This is a genomic window from Roseobacter sp. YIN89 (genome assembly GCF_057219365.1).
The window spans coordinates 415094-438573 of record NZ_JBXVVD010000002.1 but is presented as its reverse complement, the minus strand read 5'-3'; the positions used below and the strand labels follow the sequence as shown (position 1 = coordinate 438573).

Here is a 23480-nt window from a genome sequence, read left to right as displayed (position 1 = left end):
CATATACGGCAGCCGCGACAAAATGGATCACTTAGGCGCACAATTCGCTTTTTCAGCGCTGCCCGAACAAGTTAGGCGAGTACATATCGTTTGCGCGTGACACCGGAAAATGGCCCGATTTCCTGCCGTTGCGGCGGGCCTGTATTGCGTCAGTCTGCGCGCATTTTACGCAAGCCGTTTCGTGGCATTCCGGTTGACCCTGCAAGCACTTGGACGTACACCGGTTGCGGTCGCGCTCGCCACGCGACGCCAACACCGCTGCACTGCGGCAAGCCAAAGGAGCCATCCCATGGATGAAATGCTACGGGAATATCTGCCGATCCTCGTTTTCCTTGCCGTGGCCATCGGCCTCGGACTGGTTTTGATCCTTGCGGCAGTGGTGCTTGCGGTACGCAATCCTGACCCTGAAAAAGTTTCTGCATACGAATGTGGTTTTAATGCATTTGATGATGCGCGGATGAAGTTCGACGTGCGATTCTACCTCGTGTCCATTCTCTTCATCATCTTTGATCTGGAGATTGCATTTCTGTTTCCGTGGGCCGTTGCGTTCAAGGATGTGAGTATGGTCGGTTTCTGGTCGATGATGATTTTCCTGGCCGTGCTGACCATTGGCTTTGCCTATGAGTGGAAAAAAGGAGCGCTGGAATGGCAGTAGCCGCCGCCGGAGCCAACATTGCGGGTGCCGACCGCGAGGTCGCTACGCAAGAGCTTAACCGAGAGTTGCAGGACAAGGGTTTTCTGCTGACCTCGACCGAGGACATAATCAACTGGGCGCGCACAGGGTCTCTGCACTGGATGACCTTTGGGTTGGCCTGCTGTGCTGTGGAAATGATGCACACAGCGATGCCGCGCTATGACATGGAACGTTTTGGCACGGCACCGCGTGCCAGTCCGCGCCAGTCAGATCTGATGATCGTCGCGGGTACTTTGACGAACAAAATGGCCCCTGCACTCCGTAAGGTCTACGACCAGATGCCGGAGCCACGCTATGTGATCTCGATGGGGTCATGCGCAAACGGTGGCGGGTATTACCACTACAGCTATTCAGTCGTGCGCGGTTGCGACCGTATTGTGCCCGTGGATGTCTATGTACCGGGCTGCCCACCAACGGCCGAAGCGCTGCTGTACGGGATCATGCAATTGCAGCGCAAGATACGGCGCACCGGGACTATCGTACGCTGACTGCGGCAGCGCTTGCTTGCAACCAACTAAAAGGACATTGAATGTCTGACGCTTTGAAGGAATTGGGAGCATACATCGAGGCCAAGCGCGCCGATTGCGTGCTGTCGTGGGACATCGCTCATGGCGAGTTGAACCTGGATGTGACGCCATCAAACATCGCCGGGCTTGTTGAGTTTCTCAAATCAGATGTTACTTGCCGGTTTTCGACTTTGGTGGATATCACGGCGGTTGACTACGCCGGGAGGGCCAAGCGATTTGACGTAGTGTATCACCTGTTGTCGATGTACCAGAACCACCGTATCCGGTTGCGGGTAGGCGTCCGCGAAGACCAGATGGTGCCTTCTATCATTTCTGTGCACCCTTCGGCGAACTGGTTCGAACGCGAAGTCTTTGACATGTTTGGCATCCTGTTTTCGGGGCATCCGGATTTGCGGCGGATATTGACCGATTATGGGTTCCGCGGTCATCCGTTACGCAAGGATTTTCCGACAACGGGCTATACCGAGGTGCGCTATGACGAAGCGCAAAAGCGCGTCGTTTACGAGCCTGTCAGCCTTGTGCAGGAATACCGCCAGTTCGACTTCATGAGCCCGTGGGAGGGTGCCGAGTATATTCTGCCCGGTGACGAGAAGCAGGAGGAAACGAAGTAATGGAAGGCATCATCTGGATCGCTTTTACTGTCCTGACGGTCATTCCGCTGCTCAAGCTTTTGCCGCACTTCGGGATCAACAAATATTGGGCCCTTGCCTGCATCATCCCACTGGGCGTGCTTGCGCTGATCTGGTGGATGAGTCTGAAGCTGCAAGAGTTGGAGCGGCGCTGACATGATGGATGGAGCCACTGTCGTCCCGCAGGATTTTGAAGCTGCAGTGCAGGCATATTGCGAGGCGGTGTACTTTGCCCGAGCAGATGTCTTTGAACAACTGTGCCACGAGAAGTTTCAGATGACGCTCGTCGATGATGTCGACGTCACGTTTTGGGACAAGGCAGCGTATCTGGAAAGAGTGCGGGGGCGTGATCCGTTTCCCGGGCCAGCCCGGTACGAGATTCTGAGCATGGATCAGGCTGGCGACGAGATCGCGCGCGTGCACCTTACCGTAGATGTGCCGCCATTGAGATATGAAGATCATCTGGGATTTGTCCGCGTTGGCGGATCCTGGCAATTGCTGACAAAGGTGTTCCGCACAGCGGCGCGTCTTGACGAGGGGGAGTAAAGACCATGATGGACGGCTCCAAAGGGTTTGAAGACGCGCTGACGGGCGAGCAGAAAATCCGCAATTTTAATATCAACTTCGGTCCGCAACACCCTGCGGCACACGGGGTTTTGCGTCTGGTGCTCGAGCTTGACGGTGAAATCGTCGAGCGTTGCGATCCTCACATCGGTCTGTTGCACCGTGGTACCGAAAAGCTGATGGAAAGCCGAACGTACCTGCAAAACCTGCCGTATTTCGATCGCCTCGACTATGTGGCACCGATGAATCAGGAACACGCCTGGTGTTTGGCGATCGAAAAGCTCACGGGGGTTGAAGTGCCGCGCCGCGCCAGCCTGATCCGTGTTTTGTTCTGTGAAATCGGTCGGGTTTTGAACCACATTCTGAACATCACCACCCAAGCGATGGACGTGGGCGCACTGACACCGCCGCTGTGGGGGTTTGAAGAGCGCGAAAAACTGATGGTGTTTTATGAGCGTGCCTGCGGGGCGCGCCTGCACGCTGCGTATTTCCGTCCCGGTGGTGTGCACCAAGATCTGCCAAACGAGCTGCTTGACGACATCGAGACGTGGGCCAACGAGTTCCCGCGTGTTATCGGCGACATCGACGGCTTGCTGACCGAAAACCGCATTTTCAAGCAGCGCAATGCCGACATCGGCGTGGTCACCGAAGATGATATTATCGAATACGGCTTCTCGGGCGTTATGGTGCGTGGCTCTGGCTTGGCGTGGGATTTGCGCCGCGCGCAACCGTATGAATGCTACGATGAGTTCGAATTCCAGATACCCGTGGGCAAGAACGGCGATTGCTACGACCGCTATCTTGTTCGAATGGAAGAAATGCGGCAGTCCGTTTCCATTATTCATCAGGCAATCGCCAAGCTACGCGAACCCGAAGGGCAGGGTGATGTGCTGGCACGCGGAAAAATCACACCGCCGACACGCTCTGACATGAAAACATCGATGGAAAGCCTCATCCATCACTTCAAACTTTATACCGAAGGCTTCCATGTGCCCGAAGGAGAGGTTTACTGCCCAGTCGAAGCTCCAAAAGGTGAATTCGGCGTCTACCTCGTAGCGGACGGCTCGAACCGTCCGTACCGGGCCAAGATCCGCGCCCCTGGCTTTTTGCATCTGCAGGCGATGGATCACATGTCGCGCGGACACCAGCTAGCTGATGTGGCGGCGATCATCGGGACCATGGATGTGGTCTTCGGGGAGATCGACCGCTGATGAGTATTGCGATGATGGGCTTTATTCTCGTTTTTGTGCTGTCCTTTTGGGTCAGCGGTCTGGCCGGTGCGCGCTGGCAGTCCGGGCTGGCGGCAATTGTTGCGGGAATGCTGAGCTTTGTCGTTTTGCTTATGACCTATGTGTCAGTGCTGGCGATCTGGCTTCGTGCGCAACTTATCGAGTTTATCAAAACAGAAATGCCCCTGATCCTGGAACGGTTCCTCGCGTTTGCTGATCAGGTCAGAATACTCAAGGAATCTTTCTGATGCTCCGTCGTCTTCACCCAGACCAGCCCGAAAGCTTTGCTTTTACGCCAGAAAACAAGGCGTGGGCCGAAGGACAGGTCACCAAATATCCTGAAGGCCGTCAGGCCAGTGCGATCATTCCGCTTCTGTGGCGCGCGCAAGAGCAGGAAGGCTGGCTTAGCAAACCCGCGATGGAAACTGTGGCCGACATGCTGGGGCTCAAGTACATTCGCGCGCTCGAAGTTGCTACATTCTACTTTATGTTTCAGCTTCAACCGGTTGGAAAAATTGCTCATATTCAGGTTTGTGGTACAACATCGTGTATGATCTGCGGCGCGGAAGATCTCGTTGCGGTCTGCAAAGACAAAATTGCGCCTCTTGCGCACCAGTTGTCCGAGGATGGAAATTTCTCGTGGGAAGAAGTCGAATGCCTCGGCTCCTGTTCCAACGCGCCGATGGCGCAGATCGGCAAGGACTACTACGAGGATCTGACGGCAGAGCGGATGGGCCAGATCATCGATGAGCTGGCAGCGGGCAAGGTGCCTGTGCCCGGCCCACAAAATGGCCGCTATGCCGCCGAACCGCTGAAAGGGCTGACGTCGCTGACCGAATATGACAGCGGCAAGACCCAATACAATGCGTCGGCACAGTTGGCCGTTGATCTGGGTGACACGGTAAAGCGCATTGACGGCACCGAGGTTCCGTTGCGAACGCCATGGCGGGGCGCAAACGAGAATATCCCGCCCAAGGCCGCGCAGCAGGCTGACCGCAGCCGCGGCGCCTCGTCTGACAAAAGCGCTGAAGTACCCGGCTCTAGCGCCAAGGCCGTTGCAAAACCTAAGACGGGTTCGGTTGTGCCAGCTACCGGCGCAGGAAAAAAGCCTGAATTGCTTGATGCGCCGCGCGAAAACGGGGCAGACGATCTCAAGCTGATCAAAGGGGTGGGACCCAAGCTGGAAGCAATGCTGCATGGCATGGGCGTCTACCACTACGATCAGATCGCCGGGTGGACCGCGGATGAGGTCGCATGGGCGGATCAAAACCTGCAGGGCTTCAAAGGTCGCGTCAGTCGGGATGACTGGGTTGATCAGGCCCAACGGCTGGCTGCCGGCGAGGCAACGGAATTTTCGCAACGCGCGAAAAAAGACGGTATCTATAAGAAATGACTGAATAGGTAACCGAAGGAGAGGCTTAAGATGGATGACAACAAGGGAATGATTGGGCTGGCGCTAGGCAGCTGGTTGGTGGCGCTCGCTGGCGGCACATTTGCGGGTACCATGTTGTGGCTTCTTGGTGGTTGGTCATTCCTTCAGGCGGTCTTTGTTGGGGGCGTCGCCTTTGTCGTTTTCGGCGCGATCATTAGTTGGGCGATGACGCGCCCGCTACCTGCGCCTAACGAGGCCGAACTTAAGACACCGCCCGTGCCGAATGCTGCCCCTCCGGCGGTTAAAGCGCCAAAGGCAGATACGCCGAAGTCTGAAGCGCCGAAGGCCGAGGCACCCAAGGCCGCTGCACCCGCTGCGGCACCGGCACCGACTGCTGCAGCTGAAACCAAACCGGCACCGAAAAAGAAAGCGCCCGCGAAGAAGCCCGCGGCGGAGAAAGCACCAGAAACACCGGCGAGTGATGACCGCCCAGCCATGATGCGAGACGCGCCGGATGGCGCGCCGGACGATCTAAAGAAGATCAGCGGTGTTGGTCCAAAGTTGGAGCAGACCCTGAATGATCTGGGCATCTACCACTACGAGCAGGTAGCCCAGTTGAAAAAGAAAGACATCGCGTGGGTGGATGAGCGCCTGCGCTTCAAAGGACGCATCGAGCGTGATGATTGGGTCGGTCAGGCGAAAGCGTTGGCCAAGGCCAAGGGCTGAACGCCCGTTAGACGAAGTCAGGAGGCTTCATGAGTGCGCAAAACATTACAGCCGAGGCGCAGGAGCGCGCCCTGGCTGCCAAAGGACGAATGGTCAGCCTCGTGATCGCGGGAACCATGGTGCTTTGGCTGCTGGTGCAGTTCTGGATCGGTCCGATGCTGGAACTGTCGGCGCGCTATGTGATCCTTATTGATTTGCTCGCGATGGCGGCACTTTTGTGGTCGTTCATCGTTTCATTCCAGATACGGCGCGCGCGCAAAGCCGCGCAGTCAGACAGGTAAGAAGGTATCTCTCATGCTAGAGGACAAGGATCGCATCTTTACCAACATCTACGGGATGCACGACCGCACGCTTAAAGGCGCGCAGGCGCGCGGTCACTGGGATGGCACGGCGGGGATTATTCAAAAGGGCCGTGACTGGATCATCGACCAGATGAAAGCCTCCGGTCTGCGCGGTCGCGGCGGGGCGGGCTTTCCCACAGGTCTCAAGTGGTCGTTCATGCCCAAGGAAAGTGACGGGCGTCCGGCTTATCTGGTGGTGAATGCGGACGAATCCGAGCCCGGTACCTGCAAAGACCGCGAGATCATGCGCCACGATCCGCACACGCTGATTGAAGGGTGCCTGATCGCCAGCTTCGCAATGAATGCTCATGCCTGCTACATCTACATTCGCGGAGAGTATATCCGCGAGAAAGAAGCGCTGCAGAATGCCATCGACGAGGCCTACGATGCTGGTCTCGTGGGTAAGAACGCGGCAGGCTCGGGCTGGGATTTCGACCTCTATCTGCACCACGGCGCAGGCGCCTATATCTGCGGCGAGGAAACAGCGCTTCTGGAAAGCCTGGAGGGTAAGAAAGGGATGCCGCGCATGAAGCCGCCGTTTCCGGCGGGTGCGGGTCTTTACGGGTGCCCGACCACGGTGAACAACGTCGAATCCATCGCGGTCGTGCCAACGATATTGCGTCGCGGACCGGAGTGGTTCTCGGGTTTCGGGCGTCCGAACAATGCGGGCACAAAACTCTTTGCCGTCTCGGGGCACGTCAACAACCCTTGCGTCGTCGAAGAGGCGATGTCGATCACTTTCGAAGAGCTGATTGAAAAGCACTGTGGTGGCATTCGCGGCGGATGGGATAACCTCAAGGCGGTGATCCCCGGTGGATCCTCTGTCCCTTGCATTCCGGGCAAGGACATGCGCGATGCGATCATGGATTTCGACTACCTGCGTGAACAACGCTCCGGCCTTGGCACGGCGGCGGTCATCGTGATGGACAACTCTACTGATATCATCAAGGCGATCTGGCGGCTGTCGAAGTTCTACAAGCACGAAAGCTGCGGGCAGTGCACGCCGTGCCGTGAAGGCACCGGCTGGATGATGCGAGTGATGGATCGTCTGGTGACAGGCGAAGCAGAGGTCGAAGAGATCGATATGCTGCTTGACGTGACCAAACAGGTCGAAGGGCACACGATCTGTGCCTTGGGTGACGCCGCTGCGTGGCCCATTCAGGGCCTCATCCGACACTTCCGCGACGAGATCGAAGACCGCATCAAACACAAACGTTCTGGCCGTGTATCAGCGGTAGCAGCGGAATGAATATCGCGGTCCATACATATGGATTGCTGAGGGCAGAACAAGGCGAGCCGGAGGTGCAGGGCTTTATTGATGGCATCGAGGCGGTCTATTCAGTGGCGGAACGCAGCGATGGTTTCATCTGGCGGTTCAGCGACTACGAAAACCTTGCTGAGCCCCCCGTTGGTCCGGCGGCGCGTACCTTGTCCATTTGGGAAGATATCGCAAGTCTGCGGCATTTTGTTTTCAACACTCTGCACGGCAAGTTCTACGAGCGAAAATCAGAATGGTTTTTGGAACCCGCGTCCGCGATGATGGTGCTTTGGCACACGGACCCAAGCGCGCGTCCAACCATGTCTGAGGCTTACGACAAGCTTGAGCTATTGCGAGCCGAAGGCCCTTCGGTGCAGGCATTCACATGGGACACAGCAGAGAAGTTTGTCGATGCACCTAGCTGAACTCAACATTGGCCGCTTGCTTGCACCCACGGATGATCCGCGGGTGGCAGAGTTCATGGCGAACCTTGACCGCATCAACGGCATGGGCAAACGCATGCCCGGGTTTGTCTGGATGATGGAAGGCTCTGGCGAGCCGGGTACAGGCAATACCGATGCTAAAATCGACGGTGATCCGCAGTTTGTGTCGAACCTGACCGTTTGGGAAAGCGTCGAGCAGCTTGAAACCTTTGTCTGGGGCACCATCCACAAACAGTTTTATGAACGTCGACAGGAATGGTTCGAAGTCATGGGCGAAATGCACTTCGTCATGTGGTGGGTGCCTGAAGGTCATCAGCCGACACTGGACGAAGCCTTGGCCAAGCTGGAACACCTCAAGACACATGGCGACAGCGAGGACGCCTTTGGCTGGGCTTATCTGAAAGAAGCCAGCCAATGGAAGGGCAACCGGTGTAAACCGGGGGTAGCAGCACAATGATGACGAGATTATTGAGCATATCGGTTGGGCTGGCGCTTGTACTGACCGCATGTGGGCCAGATGATGACGACCTGCTATTCGACGGCAAGTTTTTTCGCACCAAGGTGAAAAGCGAGCGCGGAAGCCGGCAGCAGTTCATTGTTACGGCGCGTCCAGTTTCCCAGTCTTTGGAAGGCGCGCGCGAGGCGTCACGCCATGCTGCAATCAGCTATTGCATAGAGCGGTATGGAAGCTCTGATATCGCTTGGCTCGTTGGCCCGGACTCCGAAGATGCAGACTTGCCGATCAGCGACGACACGCTCACACTTCAGGGAACCTGCCCGGAATGATGCAGTGTTATTGCATATCAGGGCCTGTGACCCCCATTTGGTCTGCTGACGTGGCGCATGGTGCGATCACGGCGACGGTCATGGGAGAATGCGGATGGTACGGGTAATGATGGCAGTAGCACTGATGGCAGGAATGACGGGGGTTGCATCGGCAAAGCCGGCTTTGCGCGATGTGCCGGTGATTGACAACGGCCTTTTTGCGGTCGGTCTCGCCCACGAAATTCGGCGCAACTGCCCGGATATTTCAGCGCGTTTTTTCCGCGCCCTCGGATTTCTGCGACAGCTGGAACGTGAGGCCGAAGCGCTTGGCTATACCGAAGCTGAAGTAGAGGCGCATCTGGAGTCAGATGTGGAAAAAGATAGGCTGCGCGCCCGCGCGGCAAGATACATGGCGGATCAGGGCTTTGCGCAGGATTCCGCTGGCTATTGTGCGCTCGGACGGTCCGAGATCGCGCGAAACTCACAAACGGGAACGCTTCTGCGCGTTTCAAACTGATAGGCGGCCCGAAAGGGTCGGAGGATGAAGGCAAAAGATATGAGCAATCTGCGTAAAGTCGTGATCGACGGGAACGAGGTTGAAGTGGATGGCGCGATGACGTTGATCCAGGCCTGCGAAGAAGCGGGGATCGAAATCCCGCGGTTTTGCTATCACGAGCGCCTTACAATTGCCGGCAACTGTCGCATGTGCCTTGTCGAAGTTGTCGGTGGCCCGCCCAAGCCTGCGGCTTCCTGTGCCATGCAGGTCAAAGACTTGCGCCCGGGCCCTGAGGGTCAGCCGCCCGTGGTCAAAACCAACTCGCCCATGGTTAAAAAGGCACGTGAAGGCGTGATGGAGTTTTTGCTGATCAACCACCCGCTGGATTGCCCGATCTGCGATCAGGGCGGCGAGTGTGATCTTCAGGATCAGGCAATGGCCTATGGTGTAGACTTCAGCCGTTACCGCGAACCCAAGCGCGCGACCGAAGACCTTGACCTTGGTCCGCTTGTCGAGACGCATATGACGCGTTGCATTTCCTGCACCCGCTGCGTGCGTTTTACCACCGAGGTCGCGGGGATCCACCAGATGGGTCAGACCGGACGCGGTGAGGATGCCGAAATCACGTCCTATTTGGGGCAGACACTCGATAGCAACATGCAAGGTAACATCATTGACCTTTGCCCTGTTGGCGCTTTGGTTTCAAAGCCTTACGCATTTACAGCGCGGCCCTGGGAACTGACCAAAACCGAAAGTATCGACGTTATGGACGCTTTGGGCTCAAACATCCGCGTTGATACCAAGGGACGTGAAGTGATGCGCTTTCTGCCGCGCAACCACGACGGCGTGAATGAAGAGTGGATTTCGGACAAGACTCGTTTTGTGTGGGACGGCTTGCGTCGTCAGCGGCTGGACAGACCCTACGTGCGCAAAGAAGGCAAATTGCAACCCGCAAGCTGGCCTGAAGCCCTGCAAGCGGCCGCCGCCGCGATGAAGGGCAAGAAACTGGCAGGTCTGGTGGGCGATCTTGCACCCGCAGAGGCAGCCTTTGCGCTGAAACAACTGATCGAAGGGCAGGGCGGTGTTGTCGAGTGCCGTACAGATGGTGCCAAGCTGCCAAGTGGTAACAGATCGGCATATGTGGGCACCGCAGCTATTGAAGACATTGATACGGCAGACAAAATCCTGCTGATCGGCACGAACCCGGCGGTAGAGGCACCTGTACTCAACGCGCGCATCCGCAAGGCGTGGACAAAGGGTGCAGATGTCGTGGTGATTGGTGAAGCAGCCGATCTGACGTTTGAATACGAACATATGGGCACAGACCGCGCGGCGCTTTCGCATGTAGCTGGTCTCGATATGACGGAACTTGAGGACAAGAATTGCATCGCAGTCGTCGGCATGGGGGCTCTCACAGGCGAAGATGGCGACGCAGTTCTTGCCGAGGCGCAGGCGATTGTTGAGAAAAGTGGCGCAAAACTTTTGGTTTTGCATACGGCAGCGGGTCGCGTGGGGGCCATGGACGTTGGCGCTACCAATCCTGATGGCATGGCGGCTGTTCAGCAGGCAGAGGTGATCTACAACCTCGGTGCTGATGAAGTTGATATCGCGCAGGGACCTTTTGTTATTTATCAAGGTAGCCACGGCGACCGCGGCGCGCACAGAGCTGATATCATCCTGCCGTCTGCGGCTTACACAGAAGAGCCCGGGCTTTTTGTGAACACCGAAGGGCGCCCGCAACTTGCGCTGCGCGCCAGCTTTGCGCCGGGCGATGCCAAGGAAAACTGGGCAATCCTGCGCGCTCTTTCCGCCGAAATGGACGCCAAGTTGCCCTATGACAGCATTGCGCAACTGCGGCAGGCGCTTGTCAAGGACGTGCCTCACCTGGCCAAAATCGATACAGTGCCGGAAAATGACTGGCAGGCGGTGCCCAAGGGCACATTGGGAACCGGTGATTTCAAGTCGCCGGTGACGGATTTTTATCTCACCAACCCGATTACCCGTGCATCTGAGTTGATGGCCGAGCTTTCCGCAAACGCCAAGGCACGCCGGCAAGAGGCGATGGCAGCAGAGTGAAGCGCATGGCATTGATATCGCCCATGGCCCTTGCCGCCTGCGCGCCGGCTGCTCCGGTGGCAGAGGATTTCATCCCCGAATACCTCGGCGCTGTGCCCATTGTGCTTGCTGACGATCTGGTGCTGATCGAGGCGACAATGACCAATGCGCAAAACAGTGAAAACCTGCGCGACTACACAGAATGTGCAGTCGCAGCATATGCCTTGTCGAAAGGCTACGGATTTGCGCGTCATTTGCGCACAAATTTGAACGAAGAGGGTGGCGTGTGGTCGGCAGATGCTGTTTACACCATTTCGCCGGCCCTGCCTGCTGGGGTATCCACGATTGACGCCGATGTCACCGTGGCTGCCTGCGCAGAAGCTGGAATACCGACGGTGTGAGGACTTATGGCTGATTTCTTTACCACTCCCGGCGGCATTGCCGTTCTGATCCTGGCGCAAGTGCTGGCGGTCATCGGTTTCGTGATGGTGTCTTTGCTTTTCCTTGTTTATGGCGACCGCAAGATCTGGGCGGCCGTGCAAATGCGCCGCGGTCCAAACGTGGTGGGCGTTTACGGCTTGCTGCAAACCGTTGCCGACGCGCTCAAATATGTCGTCAAAGAGATTGTCGTTCCCGCCGGTGCGGACAAAACGGTTTTCATGCTCGCGCCGATGACCTCTTTTGTTCTGGCGTTGATCGCATGGGCAGTGATCCCTTTCAACGAGACGTGGGTGCTCAGCGACATTAACGTGGCCATCCTGTTTGTTTTCGCGGTCTCTTCGCTCGAAGTGTACGGGGTGATCATGGGGGGCTGGGCTTCTAACTCAAAATACCCATTCCTTGGCTCGCTCCGGTCTGCAGCACAGATGATTTCTTACGAAGTGTCGCTGGGCTTGATCATTATCGGTGTGATCATCTCTACCGGGTCGATGAATTTTGGCGGCATTGTCGCCGCGCAAGATGGTCCATACGGGTTCTTTAGCTGGTACTGGCTTCCACACTTCCCGATGGTGTTCCTGTTCTTTGTCAGCTGCCTTGCCGAAACGAACCGCCCGCCGTTCGATTTGCCGGAGGCTGAATCTGAACTGGTCGCGGGTTATCAGGTTGAATATTCGTCCACACCGTTTCTTCTTTTTATGGCAGGTGAGTACATTGCGATCTTCCTGATGTGCGCTCTGACTTCGCTGCTATTCTTTGGTGGCTGGCTGTCTCCGATCCCCGGTCTGCCCGATGGTGCCCTGTGGATGGTCGCCAAGATGGCGTTCTTCTTCTTTATCTTTGCGATGGTGAAGGCAATCACACCACGGTACCGCTATGACCAGTTGATGCGTCTGGGATGGAAAGTGTTCCTGCCATTCAGCCTTGCCTGGGTTGTATTTGTTGCCTTTGCCGCGAAATTCGATTGGTTCTGGGGCGCTTATGCGCGCTGGGGCATGGGAGGTTGATATGACACAGATCGACTACACACGCGCTGCCAAGTATTTCCTGCTTCAGGATTTCTGGGTGGGGATGAAGCTGGGGCTTAAGTATTTCTTCGCGCCCAAAGCGACGCTGAACTACCCACACGAAAAGGGGCCTTTGTCGCCGCGCTTTCGCGGAGAGCACGCGCTGCGCCGTTACCCAAACGGCGAGGAACGCTGCATTGCCTGTAAGCTTTGCGAAGCGATCTGTCCTGCTCAGGCGATTACGATTGATGCGGAACCGCGCGAGGATGGCAGCCGCCGGACGACGCGGTACGACATTGATATGACCAAGTGCATCTACTGTGGCTTCTGTCAGGAAGCCTGCCCGGTGGATGCGATTGTCGAGGGGCCAAACTTCGAATTTTCTACTGAAACACGCGAAGAGCTTTACTACGACAAGCAAAAGCTTTTGGACAACGGTGAGCGGTGGGAAGCCGAGATCGCGCGCAACCTTGAAATGGACGCACCTTACAGATGAGCGATCAAAAGAACCCATTTGAGGGCATGAACCCGTTTGCGCAAATGATGGCGCAAGCGCAGGAGATGGCAAAGGCCTTTCCTGCGATGGAGGCGTTCACCCCAAAAGGTTTCGAAAAGATGATGGGCACCATGCCCAAGGACATGATGGAAATGATGTTCGGCAATACGCTGAATGAGGGCGGGTTGGATGCGCGAACGCGCATGTTGCTCACGCTGGCGGGTCTGACGATGCAGGGCGCACAGAACGATGTGGCCTTCCGTCAGGCGGTGCGCCATGCGCTTGAGGCAGGTGCAAGCCAGCAGCATATTGTCGAGACCATCGGTCAGATGTCGATGTTTGCGGGCCTGCCTGCTATGACCCGCGCGCTGGAACTGGCGCAGCAGGTTCTGGATGAAGAAAAGGACGAAGAATGATCGTTTTTGCCTTTTACCTATTCGCGATTTGCGTGATCGCCGGTGGTCTGTTCACCGTGATCAGCCGGAACCCGGTGCACTCGGTGCTCTGGCTTATTCTGGCCTTCCTGTCGTCTGCGGGGCTATTCGTCCTTCTTGGTGCAGAGTTTGTCGCAATGCTGTTGGTCATTGTGTACGTAGGCGCAGTCGCTGTCCTTTTCCTCTTTGTGGTGATGATGCTGGACGTCGATTTCGCCGAACTCAAGGCTGAGATGGCGAAATACATGCCGCTGGCGCTGCTGATCGGTGTGGTAATCCTGATGCAATTCGTCATGGCGTTTGGTGCATGGGAAAGCAACGCGGCCGCTGAAGGTTTGCGTGCCAACGTCACGCCAGTGGACCAGCACAATACACAGGCCTTGGGGCTCATTCTTTACGACCAGTACTTTTTGCTCTTCCAGTTGTCGGGGCTGATCCTTCTGGTTGCGATGATTGGTGCCATTGTGCTGACTTTACGCCATCGCGCGGACGTCAAACGTCAGAATGTTGTCGCTCAGATGATGCGCGACCCTGCAGTCGCGATGGAGTTGAAAGACGTCAAGCCGGGGCAGGGTCTTTGATCCGAAACGTCATCATAAGCCTCGCGGTTTGCGCCGCGGGTTCGGCGCACGCATTGGTTCCGGGCGATTGTGCACGCACAACGCATGTCAGCCATGGCGGCGAGGCGGATCATGTGGACCTTGGAAAAGGCCGCGTGATGTGGCGCGACTGGTGGTCTCAGGAAGGCACTGCAACTGACCTGACGATCATGGACTGTGAATCAGGCAAAGCGCTAAAGGCGCGTGTGGCCGAAGACAACATGAATGCGCGCAGCCCATTTGACCGTACCGAGGATGCGATGGGCGTGATTGCGCGTCACGAAAGCGGGTCGCGGGTCTTTGCAACGCTGGAAAGAATTGCCGCCGATCTAAGAAAGATCGCACGCGATGTGGAGATTGCGACAACGACAAATGAAACTTGTGCCTGCGCTGCCTTCTACCCGGAGGCGCGCGGCGGCAAACCGGAATTCAGGCTGCAGAGCCTGTGACAGTTGCGCACCTTTAGCCGGGTGCGGGGGCAGAATTGCCCCGACAAAATGGGAACCAAACTTGGGGGCAAAGACCCTCAGAGGGATAGAAGATGATTGGTTTGGAACACTACCTGACAGTGGCGGCGACGCTTTTTGTCATCGGGATTTTCGGGCTCTTTCTGAACCGCAAGAATGTGATCATCCTGCTGATGAGCATCGAACTGATGCTTCTCGCGGTGAACATCAATCTTGTGGCTTTCTCCAGTTTTCTCGGTGATCTGGTGGGGCAGGTGTTTACACTCTTTGTCCTCACGGTCGCGGCAGCGGAGGCAGCGATTGGCCTTGCCATTCTTGTCTGTTTCTTCCGCAACCGCGGCACTATTGCCGTGGAAGATGTCAACGTGATGAAGGGCTGAGATCATGGAAACAATACTTCTCTTTGCCCCTCTTATCGGTGCCATTTTGTGCGGATTTGGATGGAAAGTCTTAGGCGAAACAGCGGCCTGCTGGATTGCTACAGGGCTCTTGTTCCTGTCTGCTCTGCTGTCATGGATCGTCTTCCTGACGTTTGACGGCACAACAGAGCAAATTCAAATCCTGCGCTTTATCGAAAGTGGCTCTCTCAGCACGGATTGGGCGATCCGGCTGGACCGTTTGACGGCGATCATGCTGATCGTGATCACCACGGTATCCAGCCTCGTGCACCTGTATTCCTTTGGCTATATGGATCATGATCCACAGTGGAAAGAAGGTGAAAGCTACAAGCCGCGTTTCTTTGCCTATCTTTCGTTCTTTACCTTTGCGATGCTGATGCTGGTGACAGCAGATAACCTCGTTCAGATGTTCTTTGGCTGGGAAGGGGTAGGGGTCGCGTCCTACCTGCTGATCGGTTTTTACTACCGCAAACCCTCGGCAAATGCTGCTGCGATCAAGGCCTTTGTGGTCAACCGGGTTGGGGATTTCGGGTTTGCACTGGGCATTTTCGCGCTGTTCTTCCTGACTGATAGCATCAATTTTTCGGACGTTTTTGCAGCCGCTCCTGAATTGGCGGAGACCCAGCTGACCTTCCTGTGGTCGGAGTGGAATGCGGCAAACCTGGTTGCGTTCCTGCTGTTCATCGGCGCAATGGGAAAATCGGCACAGCTGTTCCTGCACACTTGGCTGCCGGACGCGATGGAAGGGCCAACACCGGTTTCCGCTCTGATCCATGCCGCAACCATGGTGACGGCCGGTGTCTTTCTTGTCTGCCGCATGTCGCCGATCATGGAATTCGCACCCGAGGCAATGCTTTTCGTAACGTTCCTCGGGGCCGCAACCGCGTTTTTCGCGGCCACGGTGGGGCTGGTACAGACGGACATCAAACGCGTCATTGCTTATTCAACGTGTTCGCAGCTTGGCTACATGTTCGTTGCGGCAGGTGTGGGCGCCTACTCGGTGGCGATGTTTCACCTGTTCACCCATGCTTTCTTCAAGGCGATGCTGTTTTTGGGCGCAGGCTCGGTCATTCATGCGATGCACCACGAACAGGATATGATGAACTACGGCGGGCTGCGCAAAAAGATACCTTATACCTTTTATGCCATGCTGATCGGCACCCTCGCGATTACGGGTGTGGGCATTCCATTGACCGGATGGATCGGTTTTGCAGGCTTTGCATCCAAGGATGCGGTCATCGAAAGCGCCTATGCCGCAATGCCTGGTGGCTTTCCTTTCTGGGCCTTGGTTATCGCTGCTCTGTTCACGTCTTTCTATTCTTGGCGGCTGATGTTTCTCACCTTCTGGGGCAAACCCAGGGGCGACAAGCATACCCACGAACATGCCCATGAAAGCCCGAATGTGATGCTGATACCTCTTGGCGTTCTGGCTATTGGATCTGTGTTAGCCGGTGCCATTTGGTATTCAAGCTTTTTCGGCAAGACCAACGAGGTCATCAAGTTCTTTGGCGGCCACTATGAGGCTCCGGCAGAAGAGTTGAAGAAAGCCGTGGCAGAGCGCAGCCCCAAAGCATCCGAGCTCAAATACGTCATGGAAGACGGACCAGGCGAGGCAGGTATTTATATCGCGCCCGAAAACACCGTTCTTCACGAAGCGCATTATGTGCCAACGTGGGTAAAGGTTTCACCGTTCATTGCGATGCTTCTTGGTTTTGCCGTGGCCTATTGGTTCTACATCGTGAACCCGGCACTGCCCAAACGTCTGGCCGAAAATCAGCGCCCGCTGTACCTGTTCCTGAAAAACAAATGGTACTTCGACGAACTCTATGACGCGATCTTTGTAGGTCCGGCAAAATGGATCGGCAGCTTCTTCTGGAAACGTGGCGATGGCAACGTGATCGACGGTAGCCTCAATGGTGTGGCGATGGGGATCATTCCCTTCTTTACCCGCCTCGCAGGGCGCGCGCAGTCCGGCTACATCTTTACCTATGCATTCGCCATGGTCATCGGCATCGCGGTGCTGATTACGTGGATGACGCTCGGCGGAGGAGCAAACTGATGGAAAACCTTCTGTCCATTGTTACCTTTCTGCCAGCCGTTGCGGCGCTCATCATGGCGATCTTTCTGCGCGGGGACGATGAATTTGCCATTCGCAACGCCAAGTGGATCGCGATGTCGGCGACCACTGTCACCTTCCTTGTATCCTTGTTTATCCTGTCCGGATTTGACGCGCAGGACACGGGCTTTCAGTTCGTGGAAGAGCGCGATTGGTTGCTGGGCTTGCAATACAAGATGGGCGTAGACGGCATCTCGGTTCTGTTCGTGATGCTGACGACCTTCATCATGCCGCTGGTTATTGCGGCGTCGTGGAACGTGACGGACCGGGTCAAGGAATACATGATTGCGTTCTTGTTGCTCGAAACACTGATGCTTGGCGTGTTTATGGCGCTGGATCTGGTGCTGTTCTACCTCTTCTTTGAGGCGGGATTGATCCCGATGTTCCTGATCATTGGCATCTGGGGTGGCGCAAACCGCATCTACGCCAGCTTCAAGTTCTTTTTGTACACGTTCCTCGGTTCGGTGCTGATGCTTGTGGCCATGGTCGGCATGTTTGCCGACGCGGGAACCACGGACATTGAAGTGTTGCTGCAGCACGAGTTTGCCTTTGAGAACTTCTCGGTCATGGGCATCCAGATCGTCGGGGGCATGCAAACGCTTTTGTTCCTCGCGTTTTTTGCCAGCTTTGCCGTCAAGATGCCGATGTGGCCTGTACATACATGGCTGCCGGACGCGCACGTGCAGGCGCCAACTGCCGGGTCGGTCGTGCTTGCCGCGATCCTGTTGAAGATGGGCGGTTACGGCTTTTTGCGGTTTTCAATCCCGATGTTTCCGGTCGGTGCCGAGGTTCTGACACCGTTGGTTTTGTGGATGTCGGCGATTGCGATTGTGTACACGTCACTCGTCGCGCTGGTGCAGGAGGATATGAAAAAACTGATCGCATATTCGTCTGTGGCGCACATGGGCTTTGTGACCATGGGTATCTTTGCCGCGAACCAGCAGGGCTTGGACGGGGCGATCTTTCAGATGATCAGTCACGGGTTCATCTCCGGCGCGCTCTTTTTGTGTGTCGGCGTCATTTATGACCGGATGCACACCCGCGAGATCGATGCCTATGGCGGGTTGGTGAACCGTATGCCTGCTTACGCGCTGATCTTCATGCTTTTCACAATGGCCAATGTCGGGCTTCCGGGTACATCCGGATTTGTCGGTGAATTCCTGACACTGATGGCGGTTTTCCAAGTGAACACATGGGTTGCCGCGGTGGCCACGACAGGGGTGATCTTTTCGGCCGCCTATGCTCTGTGGCTATATCGCCGTGTGGTGATGGGGGACCTTATCAAAGAAAGCCTCAAGTCCATTACCGACATGAGCCCGCGCGAGCGGTGGATTTTCGCCCCTCTGGTCGCCATGACACTGCTGCTGGGCGTCTATCCGGCGTTGGTGCTGGATATCACGGGCCCGGCGGTGGCAGCCCTAGTTGAAAATTACGATACGGCGCTGGCCGCAGCCGAAGCTGCAAGCCAACTGGCGTCGAATTAAAGGACGGATGCGGATATGAGCGCGGACCTGACCCTTATTCTTCCCGAGATCTCACTCTCGATCTACGCGATGGGAATGCTGCTGTTGGCGGTATATACGACCAAGGACGATATGGCCTCAGTGCTGGTGTGGCTGACCGCCGCTGTGATGGTCGTGGCTGGCGTCTGGATCATGATCAACGGTGATGGTACCAATGTCGCCTTTGGCGGTATGCTGATCGAAGACGCGTTTGCGCGGTTTGCCAAGGTGACAGTATTGTTCTCCGCTGCAGCAGTGCTTGTCATGTCTGAAGGATACATGAAATCGCGCGGCTTGTTGCGATTTGAATACCCTTTGCTAGTTGCCCTTGCCGCCGTTGGCATGATGGTCATGGTTGGTGCCGGCGACCTTATGGCGCTCTACATGGGTCTGGAACTGCAGTCACTGTCACTCTACGTCGTTGCGTCTCTGCGACGCGATAGCGTCAAGTCGACAGAGGCCGGCTTGAAATACTTTGTGCTGGGCGCCCTGTCTTCGGGTCTGCTACTGTACGGCGCGTCTTTGGTATACGGGTATTCCGGTACGACACTGTTCTCTGGGATCATACAGACGGCACAGCACGGTGACGTATCGCTGGGGCTGCTTTTCGGGCTCGTTTTCCTGATCGCAGGGTTGGCGTTCAAAGTGTCTGCGGTGCCTTTCCATATGTGGACGCCAGACGTCTATGAAGGCGCGCCCACACCAATCACTGCGTTTTTTGCCACGGCTCCCAAGGTGGCTGCCATGGCACTTTTTGCGCGGGTTCTGCATGACGCGTTTGGAAATGCCGTAAGTGACTGGAGCCAGATCGTTGCGCTGCTGTCAGTGCTGTCGATGTTTCTTGGCGCCGTTGCCGCGATCGGGCAAACCAATATCAAGCGCCTCATGGCGTTCTCTTCCATTGCTCATATGGGTTATGCGCTGATGGGACTGGCCGCAGGCACCGTATTGGGTGTGCAAGCGATGCTGATCTACATGGCAATCTACGTCACCATGAACGTCGGTACCTTTGCCTTCATACTGATGATGGAACGCGACGGGCAGCCGGTGACTGATATCGCCGCCTTGAACATGTATGCCAAAAAAGAACCGGGCAAGGCGCTTGCGATGCTTGTGTTGCTGTTCAGCCTTGCGGGTGTGCCGCCGATGCTGGGCTTTTTTGGCAAGTTCTATGTTTTGCGGGCCGCCTACGAGGGCGGTTTGGCGTGGCTGGCCATTGCCGGTGTGATCGCATCGGTGATCGGGGCTTTCTACTATCTACGCATTGTTTTCTTCATGTACTTCGGTGACGAGAGCAAGGACGGTGTCGATGCTGGAGGATCCACGGTTTTGTGGGGGTTCCTGATGGCGTCTGCGGCGATAATGGTGCTTGGCATTGCGAACATGTTCGGCGTGGAGGCTGCGGCTGCTGCGGCGGCGGCAACGCTTGTCAACTAAACAGTCGCCCTTCGCGGCAGAGCGACCCTCCGGTTTTCTTTCTCTCGGGTCAAAGAAGCAGTGATCTCGTGGCCGGAAGGATATGGGCGCGTAGTTCTCGACGAGGTTTCATCAACGTTGGACGAGGCAGGGCGGCTGGCTGCACAACAGCCAGCGCCTTTCTGGGTCATGGCGCATCGGCAAACTGCCGGGCGGGGGCGGCGCGGACGCCCTTGGCGGATGCCTCCGGGTAATTTTGCGGCAACACTTGTGCTGCGTCCCGATGGTGATCCGGCCAGTTGGGCCTTGCGATCGTTTGTGACGTCACTGGCGCTTTTTCGGTGCCTTGAGGAAATCGCCGGGCGGGCTGATCACCTGTCGTTAAAATGGCCGAATGATGTGCTGTTCAAGGGCGGCAAGCTTGCGGGCATTTTGCTGGAGACGTCTGCTGGCGGGGTGTTGAACATCGGGGTCGGTGTCAACCTTGCCAAGGCGCCTGATGCAAAGGATGTGGAGCCGGGTGCGCTGTTGCCTGTGTCCTTTGCCGGTGAAGGCGGTGTCTCTGTCGCGCCGGAAGTTTTTCTTGGCGTTTTGGCGGGCCAATACAGTATTGTCGAAGATCAGTTTGCAACTTTTGGGTTCGAGCCCATCCGTACCGAATGGCGCGCGCGCGCGGCGCGCATCGGCGAAGCGATTACGGCTCGTACGGTGAATGAAGAGATTTCGGGGATATTTGAGGATGTGGACGCCCGGGGCCATCTTGTGCTACGCGGCGCGCAAGGTGTCCGGACGATTTCGGCGGCGGATGTCTTTTTCTGACGAGTGGGGTGTCGCAGATGCTTTTGGCAATTGATTGCGGGAATACGAACACCGTGTTCTCCATCTGGGATGGGGAGCGTTTTCTGGCGACCTGGCGAACGTCAACGGAGTGGCAACGCACAGCTGATCAGTATTACGTCTGGCTGAGCACGTTGATGCGCTTTCAGAAGCTTGAGGTTGAGATCACCGATGTGATCATTTCGTCCACTGTGCCGCGCGTCGTTTTCAACCTGCGTGTTTTTGCCGACCGGTATTTCAACACACGGCCCTTGGTTGTGGGCAAGCCTGACTGTCTGTTGCCGGTAGACGTGCGTGTGGATCAAGGTACCAACGTGGGACCTGACCGGCTGGTGAACACCGTTGCGGGTCATAATCTTTATGGCGGCGACCTGATCATGGTCGATTTTGGCACGGCGACGACCTTTGATGTTGTGGATAGCGATGGCGCTTATGTCGGCGGCGTGATCGCACCGGGGATCAACCTCAGCCTTGAGGCTTTGCATCAGGCTGCCGCAGCGCTGCCACATGTCGATATTTCAAAACCGCAGGCGGTGGTTGGCACCAATACGGTTGCTTGTATGCAATCCGGTGTCTTTTGGGGTTACGTTGGGTTGGTGCGCGAGATATGCGCACGTATCAAGGCGGAACGCGACCGCGAGATGCGGGTAATTTCTACAGGTGGGCTGGCACCTCTCTTCCAGCAGTCGGAAGCCTTGTTCGATGAGTTTCGGGACGATCTGACAATGCACGGCCTGACCGTGATCCACGCATATAACAAGGATACCGCTTAGTCTTATGAGCAGCGAGAGATTGATTTACCTGCCCCTCGGCGGCGCGGGCGAAATTGGTATGAATGCCTATGTCTATGGGTATGGCGCTCCGGGCAAGGAGCGGCTGATCGTTGTTGATATCGGCGTGGCTTTTCCTGATATGGATGGCAGCCCGGGTGTTGACCTCATTTTGCCCGATATCGCGTGGTTGACCGAACGGCGCGACCAGATCGAAGCGATCTTCATCACGCACGCTCACGAAGACCATATCGGGGCAGTGGCCCATACATACGACCATTTGCGCGCGCCCATTTATGCACGCGCATTTACGTCAAACATCGCGCGCCGAAAGATGGAAGAGCACGGATACCCCGAAGACACCGTGTCGGTCGTGTCCGCCTGGCCCGAGCGGGTCACTGCGGGCCCATTCACAGTCGGGTTTTTGCCGATGTCGCATTCGATTCCGGAAAGCTCGGCGCTTGTGATCGACAGCCCCGACGGGCGTGTGATCCATTCCGGTGACTTCAAGCTCGACAAAACACCGCTGGTTGGAGAGCCCTATGACCCCGCACTCTGGGCCGAGGTCAGCAAGGGCGGTGTGAAAGCCTTTGTCTGCGACAGTACCAATGTATTCTCTCCAAATCCTGGCCGCTCCGAGGCCACGGTAGGTCCGGAGATCACACAACTGGTCAAAAACGCAAAAGGCATGGTGGTGGCTACAACTTTCGCGTCAAACGTGGCGCGGGTGAAAACCCTTGCCGAAGCGGGCACCGCTGCAGGGCGGTCGATTGTCCTGATGGGACGTGCCATGCGTCGGATGATCGAAGCTGCGGTTGAGTCCGGTGTTCTGCACGATTTCCCCGGAACGGTCAGCCCGGAGGATGCACAAAACATCCCACGCGAAAACCTGATGTTGTTGGTAACGGGCAGTCAGGGCGAGCGGCGCGCTGCGTCTGCACAGCTGTCGCGTGGCAAATATCAGGGCATTGAGTTGAAAGAGGGCGACACATTCCTGTTTTCCTCGAAAACCATTCCCGGCAACGAAAAGGGCGTCATCAGGATCATGAACGCGTTTTCCGAGCAAGGTGTCGACGTTGTCGATGACAGCTCGGGCCACTATCACGTATCAGGCCATGCAAACCGTCCCGATCTTGAAGAGCTGACGACGATTGTTAAGCCCCAGATGCTTATCCCCATGCATGGCGAGCATCGCCACCTGCGCGAACATGCAAAGCTGGCGGAGCGTAACGGGTATACCGGGGTCTTGGCTGTGAATGGGATGATGATCGATCTTTCGGGCAACCAGCCACGTGTGGCCGAGTATATCGAAACAGGCCGCACATACCTTGATGGATCAGTCCAGATTGGCGCGCTGGACGGTGTTGTTCGCGACCGGATACGCATGGCGTTGAATGGTCATGTGGTTGTCACGCTGATTGTCGATGAAGAGGATGAGCCACTTGGTGATCCGTGGTGCGAGACAAAAGGCTTGCCGGAAACAGGCCGCAGCCGCGCCCCTCTGGTCGATGTACTGGAAGAGGACTTGAGCCAATGGGTCCGCCGGGCAGGGGCAAAAACACTGCGTGATGAAGACAAGCTCAACGAAGGTTTACGCCGTGTCGCGCGACAGACCGCACAGGATGAAATTGGTAAAAAGCCCGAGGTGACCGTTATTGTCAGCCGGTTGAGCTAGCCGCGTGCTTTGATCGCTTGCGCGTCTTCTAGGGAAAACACGCGACCACCATAACCCCATGATCCTGGTTTGATCTCATGTATGCGCGTGGACGTCGCCTCAGCCATTGCTGCTCCGGCAACGCTGCCAAAGCCGCGCGTGACCGCCTCGATCATTCGTGCTTTTTCGTCTTTGGTGAAAACACCTTCCATCACCTGAATATCGATCAACGGCATCTGCATCCCTT

At 56.4% G+C, this 23480-nt stretch carries 30 protein-coding genes; 29 read left to right on the top strand and 1 reads right to left on the bottom strand.

The annotated features are described in order from the left end of the window. Positions 1–289: 289 nt before the first annotated feature. From AC2D8V_RS08325 to AC2D8V_RS08185, 29 genes are all read left to right on the top strand, one after another. Positions 290–655: an NADH-quinone oxidoreductase subunit A gene (locus AC2D8V_RS08325; protein WP_484733062.1), complete on the top strand. Its 366-nt coding sequence runs from the start codon at positions 290–292 to the stop codon at positions 653–655. Then, on the top strand, positions 646–1182 hold the full coding sequence (locus tag AC2D8V_RS08320; protein ID WP_484733061.1) for a NuoB/complex I 20 kDa subunit family protein: 537 nt from the start codon (positions 646–648) through the stop codon (positions 1180–1182). The genes AC2D8V_RS08325 and AC2D8V_RS08320 overlap by 10 nt, the downstream gene beginning before the upstream one ends. 41 nt (positions 1183–1223) lie before the next feature. Then, positions 1224–1832 (top strand): NADH-quinone oxidoreductase subunit C, encoded by a 609-nt coding sequence (locus AC2D8V_RS08315; RefSeq protein ID WP_484733060.1) that lies wholly within the window; start codon positions 1224–1226, stop codon positions 1830–1832. Then, a complete protein-coding gene (locus tag AC2D8V_RS08310; RefSeq protein ID WP_484733059.1) occupies positions 1832–2005 on the top strand; it encodes a hypothetical protein in 174 nt (57 codons plus the stop codon). Before AC2D8V_RS08315 ends, AC2D8V_RS08310 begins: the two co-directional genes overlap by 1 nt. A gap of 1 nt (position 2006) precedes the next feature. Next, positions 2007–2396, top strand: coding sequence for a nuclear transport factor 2 family protein (locus AC2D8V_RS08305; RefSeq protein WP_484733058.1), 390 nt, complete (start codon positions 2007–2009; stop codon positions 2394–2396). Positions 2397–2404: 8 nt separating this feature from the next. Further along, complete coding sequence (locus AC2D8V_RS08300; RefSeq protein ID WP_484733881.1) at positions 2405–3625, top strand: NADH-quinone oxidoreductase subunit D; 1221 nt, start codon at positions 2405–2407, stop codon at positions 3623–3625. Then, entirely contained in the window at positions 3625–3891 is a 267-nt protein-coding gene (locus AC2D8V_RS08295) for a hypothetical protein (protein ID WP_484733057.1), read from the top strand. Before AC2D8V_RS08300 ends, AC2D8V_RS08295 begins: the two co-directional genes overlap by 1 nt. Next, the gene (locus AC2D8V_RS08290; RefSeq protein ID WP_484733056.1) at positions 3891–5036 is read left to right on the top strand and encodes an NADH-quinone oxidoreductase subunit E; all 1146 of its coding nucleotides are present in this window, start codon (positions 3891–3893) and stop codon (positions 5034–5036) included. Before AC2D8V_RS08295 ends, AC2D8V_RS08290 begins: the two co-directional genes overlap by 1 nt. Before the next feature lie 30 nt (positions 5037–5066). After that, the gene (locus AC2D8V_RS08285) at positions 5067–5741 is read left to right on the top strand and encodes a hypothetical protein (RefSeq protein ID WP_484733055.1); all 675 of its coding nucleotides are present in this window, start codon (positions 5067–5069) and stop codon (positions 5739–5741) included. Positions 5742–5770: 29 nt separating this feature from the next. Continuing rightward, positions 5771–6022, top strand: a complete 252-nt coding sequence (locus AC2D8V_RS08280; RefSeq protein WP_484733054.1) for a DUF5337 domain-containing protein — start codon at positions 5771–5773, stop codon at positions 6020–6022. 13 nt (positions 6023–6035) lie between these two features. Continuing rightward, positions 6036–7331, top strand: coding sequence for an NADH-quinone oxidoreductase subunit NuoF (nuoF, locus tag AC2D8V_RS08275; RefSeq protein ID WP_484733053.1), 1296 nt, complete (start codon positions 6036–6038; stop codon positions 7329–7331). Next, a complete protein-coding gene (locus AC2D8V_RS08270; protein ID WP_484733052.1) occupies positions 7328–7765 on the top strand; it encodes a DUF3291 domain-containing protein in 438 nt (145 codons plus the stop codon). Before nuoF ends, AC2D8V_RS08270 begins: the two co-directional genes overlap by 4 nt. Continuing rightward, positions 7752–8240 carry a DUF3291 domain-containing protein gene (locus AC2D8V_RS08265; RefSeq protein ID WP_484733051.1) on the top strand — a complete coding sequence of 163 codons (489 nt, stop codon included), beginning with the start codon at positions 7752–7754 and terminating at the stop codon, positions 8238–8240. The genes AC2D8V_RS08270 and AC2D8V_RS08265 overlap by 14 nt, the downstream gene beginning before the upstream one ends. After that, the gene (locus AC2D8V_RS08260; RefSeq protein WP_484733050.1) at positions 8240–8569 is read left to right on the top strand and encodes a hypothetical protein; all 330 of its coding nucleotides are present in this window, start codon (positions 8240–8242) and stop codon (positions 8567–8569) included. Before AC2D8V_RS08265 ends, AC2D8V_RS08260 begins: the two co-directional genes overlap by 1 nt. Positions 8570–8663: 94 nt before the next feature. Next, the gene (locus AC2D8V_RS08255) at positions 8664–9065 is read left to right on the top strand and encodes a DUF5333 domain-containing protein (RefSeq protein ID WP_484733049.1); all 402 of its coding nucleotides are present in this window, start codon (positions 8664–8666) and stop codon (positions 9063–9065) included. 39 nt (positions 9066–9104) lie between these two features. Then, positions 9105–11120, top strand: coding sequence for an NADH-quinone oxidoreductase subunit NuoG (nuoG, locus tag AC2D8V_RS08250; RefSeq protein WP_484733048.1), 2016 nt, complete (start codon positions 9105–9107; stop codon positions 11118–11120). 5 nt (positions 11121–11125) lie between these two features. Then, on the top strand, positions 11126–11500 hold the full coding sequence (locus AC2D8V_RS08245; RefSeq protein ID WP_484733047.1) for a hypothetical protein: 375 nt from the start codon (positions 11126–11128) through the stop codon (positions 11498–11500). A 6-nt stretch (positions 11501–11506) separates the two neighbouring features. After that, complete coding sequence (nuoH, locus tag AC2D8V_RS08240; RefSeq protein ID WP_484733046.1) at positions 11507–12544, top strand: NADH-quinone oxidoreductase subunit NuoH; 1038 nt, start codon at positions 11507–11509, stop codon at positions 12542–12544. Between the two features lies 1 nt (position 12545). Beyond that, positions 12546–13040 (top strand): NADH-quinone oxidoreductase subunit NuoI, encoded by a 495-nt coding sequence (gene nuoI, locus AC2D8V_RS08235; protein ID WP_298842096.1) that lies wholly within the window; start codon positions 12546–12548, stop codon positions 13038–13040. Then, complete coding sequence (locus AC2D8V_RS08230; protein WP_484733045.1) at positions 13037–13456, top strand: carboxymuconolactone decarboxylase family protein; 420 nt, start codon at positions 13037–13039, stop codon at positions 13454–13456. The genes nuoI and AC2D8V_RS08230 overlap by 4 nt, the downstream gene beginning before the upstream one ends. Then, on the top strand, positions 13453–14055 hold the full coding sequence (locus AC2D8V_RS08225; protein WP_484733044.1) for an NADH-quinone oxidoreductase subunit J: 603 nt from the start codon (positions 13453–13455) through the stop codon (positions 14053–14055). The genes AC2D8V_RS08230 and AC2D8V_RS08225 overlap by 4 nt, the downstream gene beginning before the upstream one ends. Next, positions 14052–14522, top strand: coding sequence for a hypothetical protein (locus AC2D8V_RS08220; RefSeq protein ID WP_484733043.1), 471 nt, complete (start codon positions 14052–14054; stop codon positions 14520–14522). The genes AC2D8V_RS08225 and AC2D8V_RS08220 overlap by 4 nt, the downstream gene beginning before the upstream one ends. A gap of 92 nt (positions 14523–14614) precedes the next feature. Then, positions 14615–14920, top strand: a complete 306-nt coding sequence (nuoK, locus tag AC2D8V_RS08215) for an NADH-quinone oxidoreductase subunit NuoK (RefSeq protein WP_008553673.1) — start codon at positions 14615–14617, stop codon at positions 14918–14920. Positions 14921–14924: 4 nt separating this feature from the next. Beyond that, entirely contained in the window at positions 14925–16997 is a 2073-nt protein-coding gene (gene nuoL, locus AC2D8V_RS08210; RefSeq protein ID WP_484733042.1) for an NADH-quinone oxidoreductase subunit L, read from the top strand. Beyond that, on the top strand, positions 16997–18538 hold the full coding sequence (locus AC2D8V_RS08205; RefSeq protein ID WP_484733041.1) for an NADH-quinone oxidoreductase subunit M: 1542 nt from the start codon (positions 16997–16999) through the stop codon (positions 18536–18538). The genes nuoL and AC2D8V_RS08205 overlap by 1 nt, the downstream gene beginning before the upstream one ends. A 15-nt stretch (positions 18539–18553) precedes the next feature. After that, positions 18554–19993 carry an NADH-quinone oxidoreductase subunit NuoN gene (gene nuoN, locus AC2D8V_RS08200; protein WP_484733040.1) on the top strand — a complete coding sequence of 480 codons (1440 nt, stop codon included), beginning with the start codon at positions 18554–18556 and terminating at the stop codon, positions 19991–19993. Between the two features lie 60 nt (positions 19994–20053). Continuing rightward, positions 20054–20791 carry a biotin--[acetyl-CoA-carboxylase] ligase gene (locus tag AC2D8V_RS08195; RefSeq protein WP_484733039.1) on the top strand — a complete coding sequence of 246 codons (738 nt, stop codon included), beginning with the start codon at positions 20054–20056 and terminating at the stop codon, positions 20789–20791. Positions 20792–20808: 17 nt separating this feature from the next. Next, entirely contained in the window at positions 20809–21582 is a 774-nt protein-coding gene (locus AC2D8V_RS08190) for a type III pantothenate kinase (protein ID WP_484733038.1), read from the top strand. A gap of 4 nt (positions 21583–21586) precedes the next feature. Then, positions 21587–23254, top strand: coding sequence for a ribonuclease J (locus AC2D8V_RS08185; protein WP_484733037.1), 1668 nt, complete (start codon positions 21587–21589; stop codon positions 23252–23254). Here the strand turns inward: AC2D8V_RS08185 and AC2D8V_RS08180 are convergent. Continuing rightward, on the bottom strand, positions 23251–23469 hold the full coding sequence (locus AC2D8V_RS08180) for a tautomerase family protein (RefSeq protein WP_484733036.1): 219 nt from the start codon (positions 23467–23469) through the stop codon (positions 23251–23253). The two genes, AC2D8V_RS08185 and AC2D8V_RS08180, sit on opposite strands and share 4 nt — an antisense overlap. Between the last annotated feature and the right edge of the window lie 11 nt (positions 23470–23480).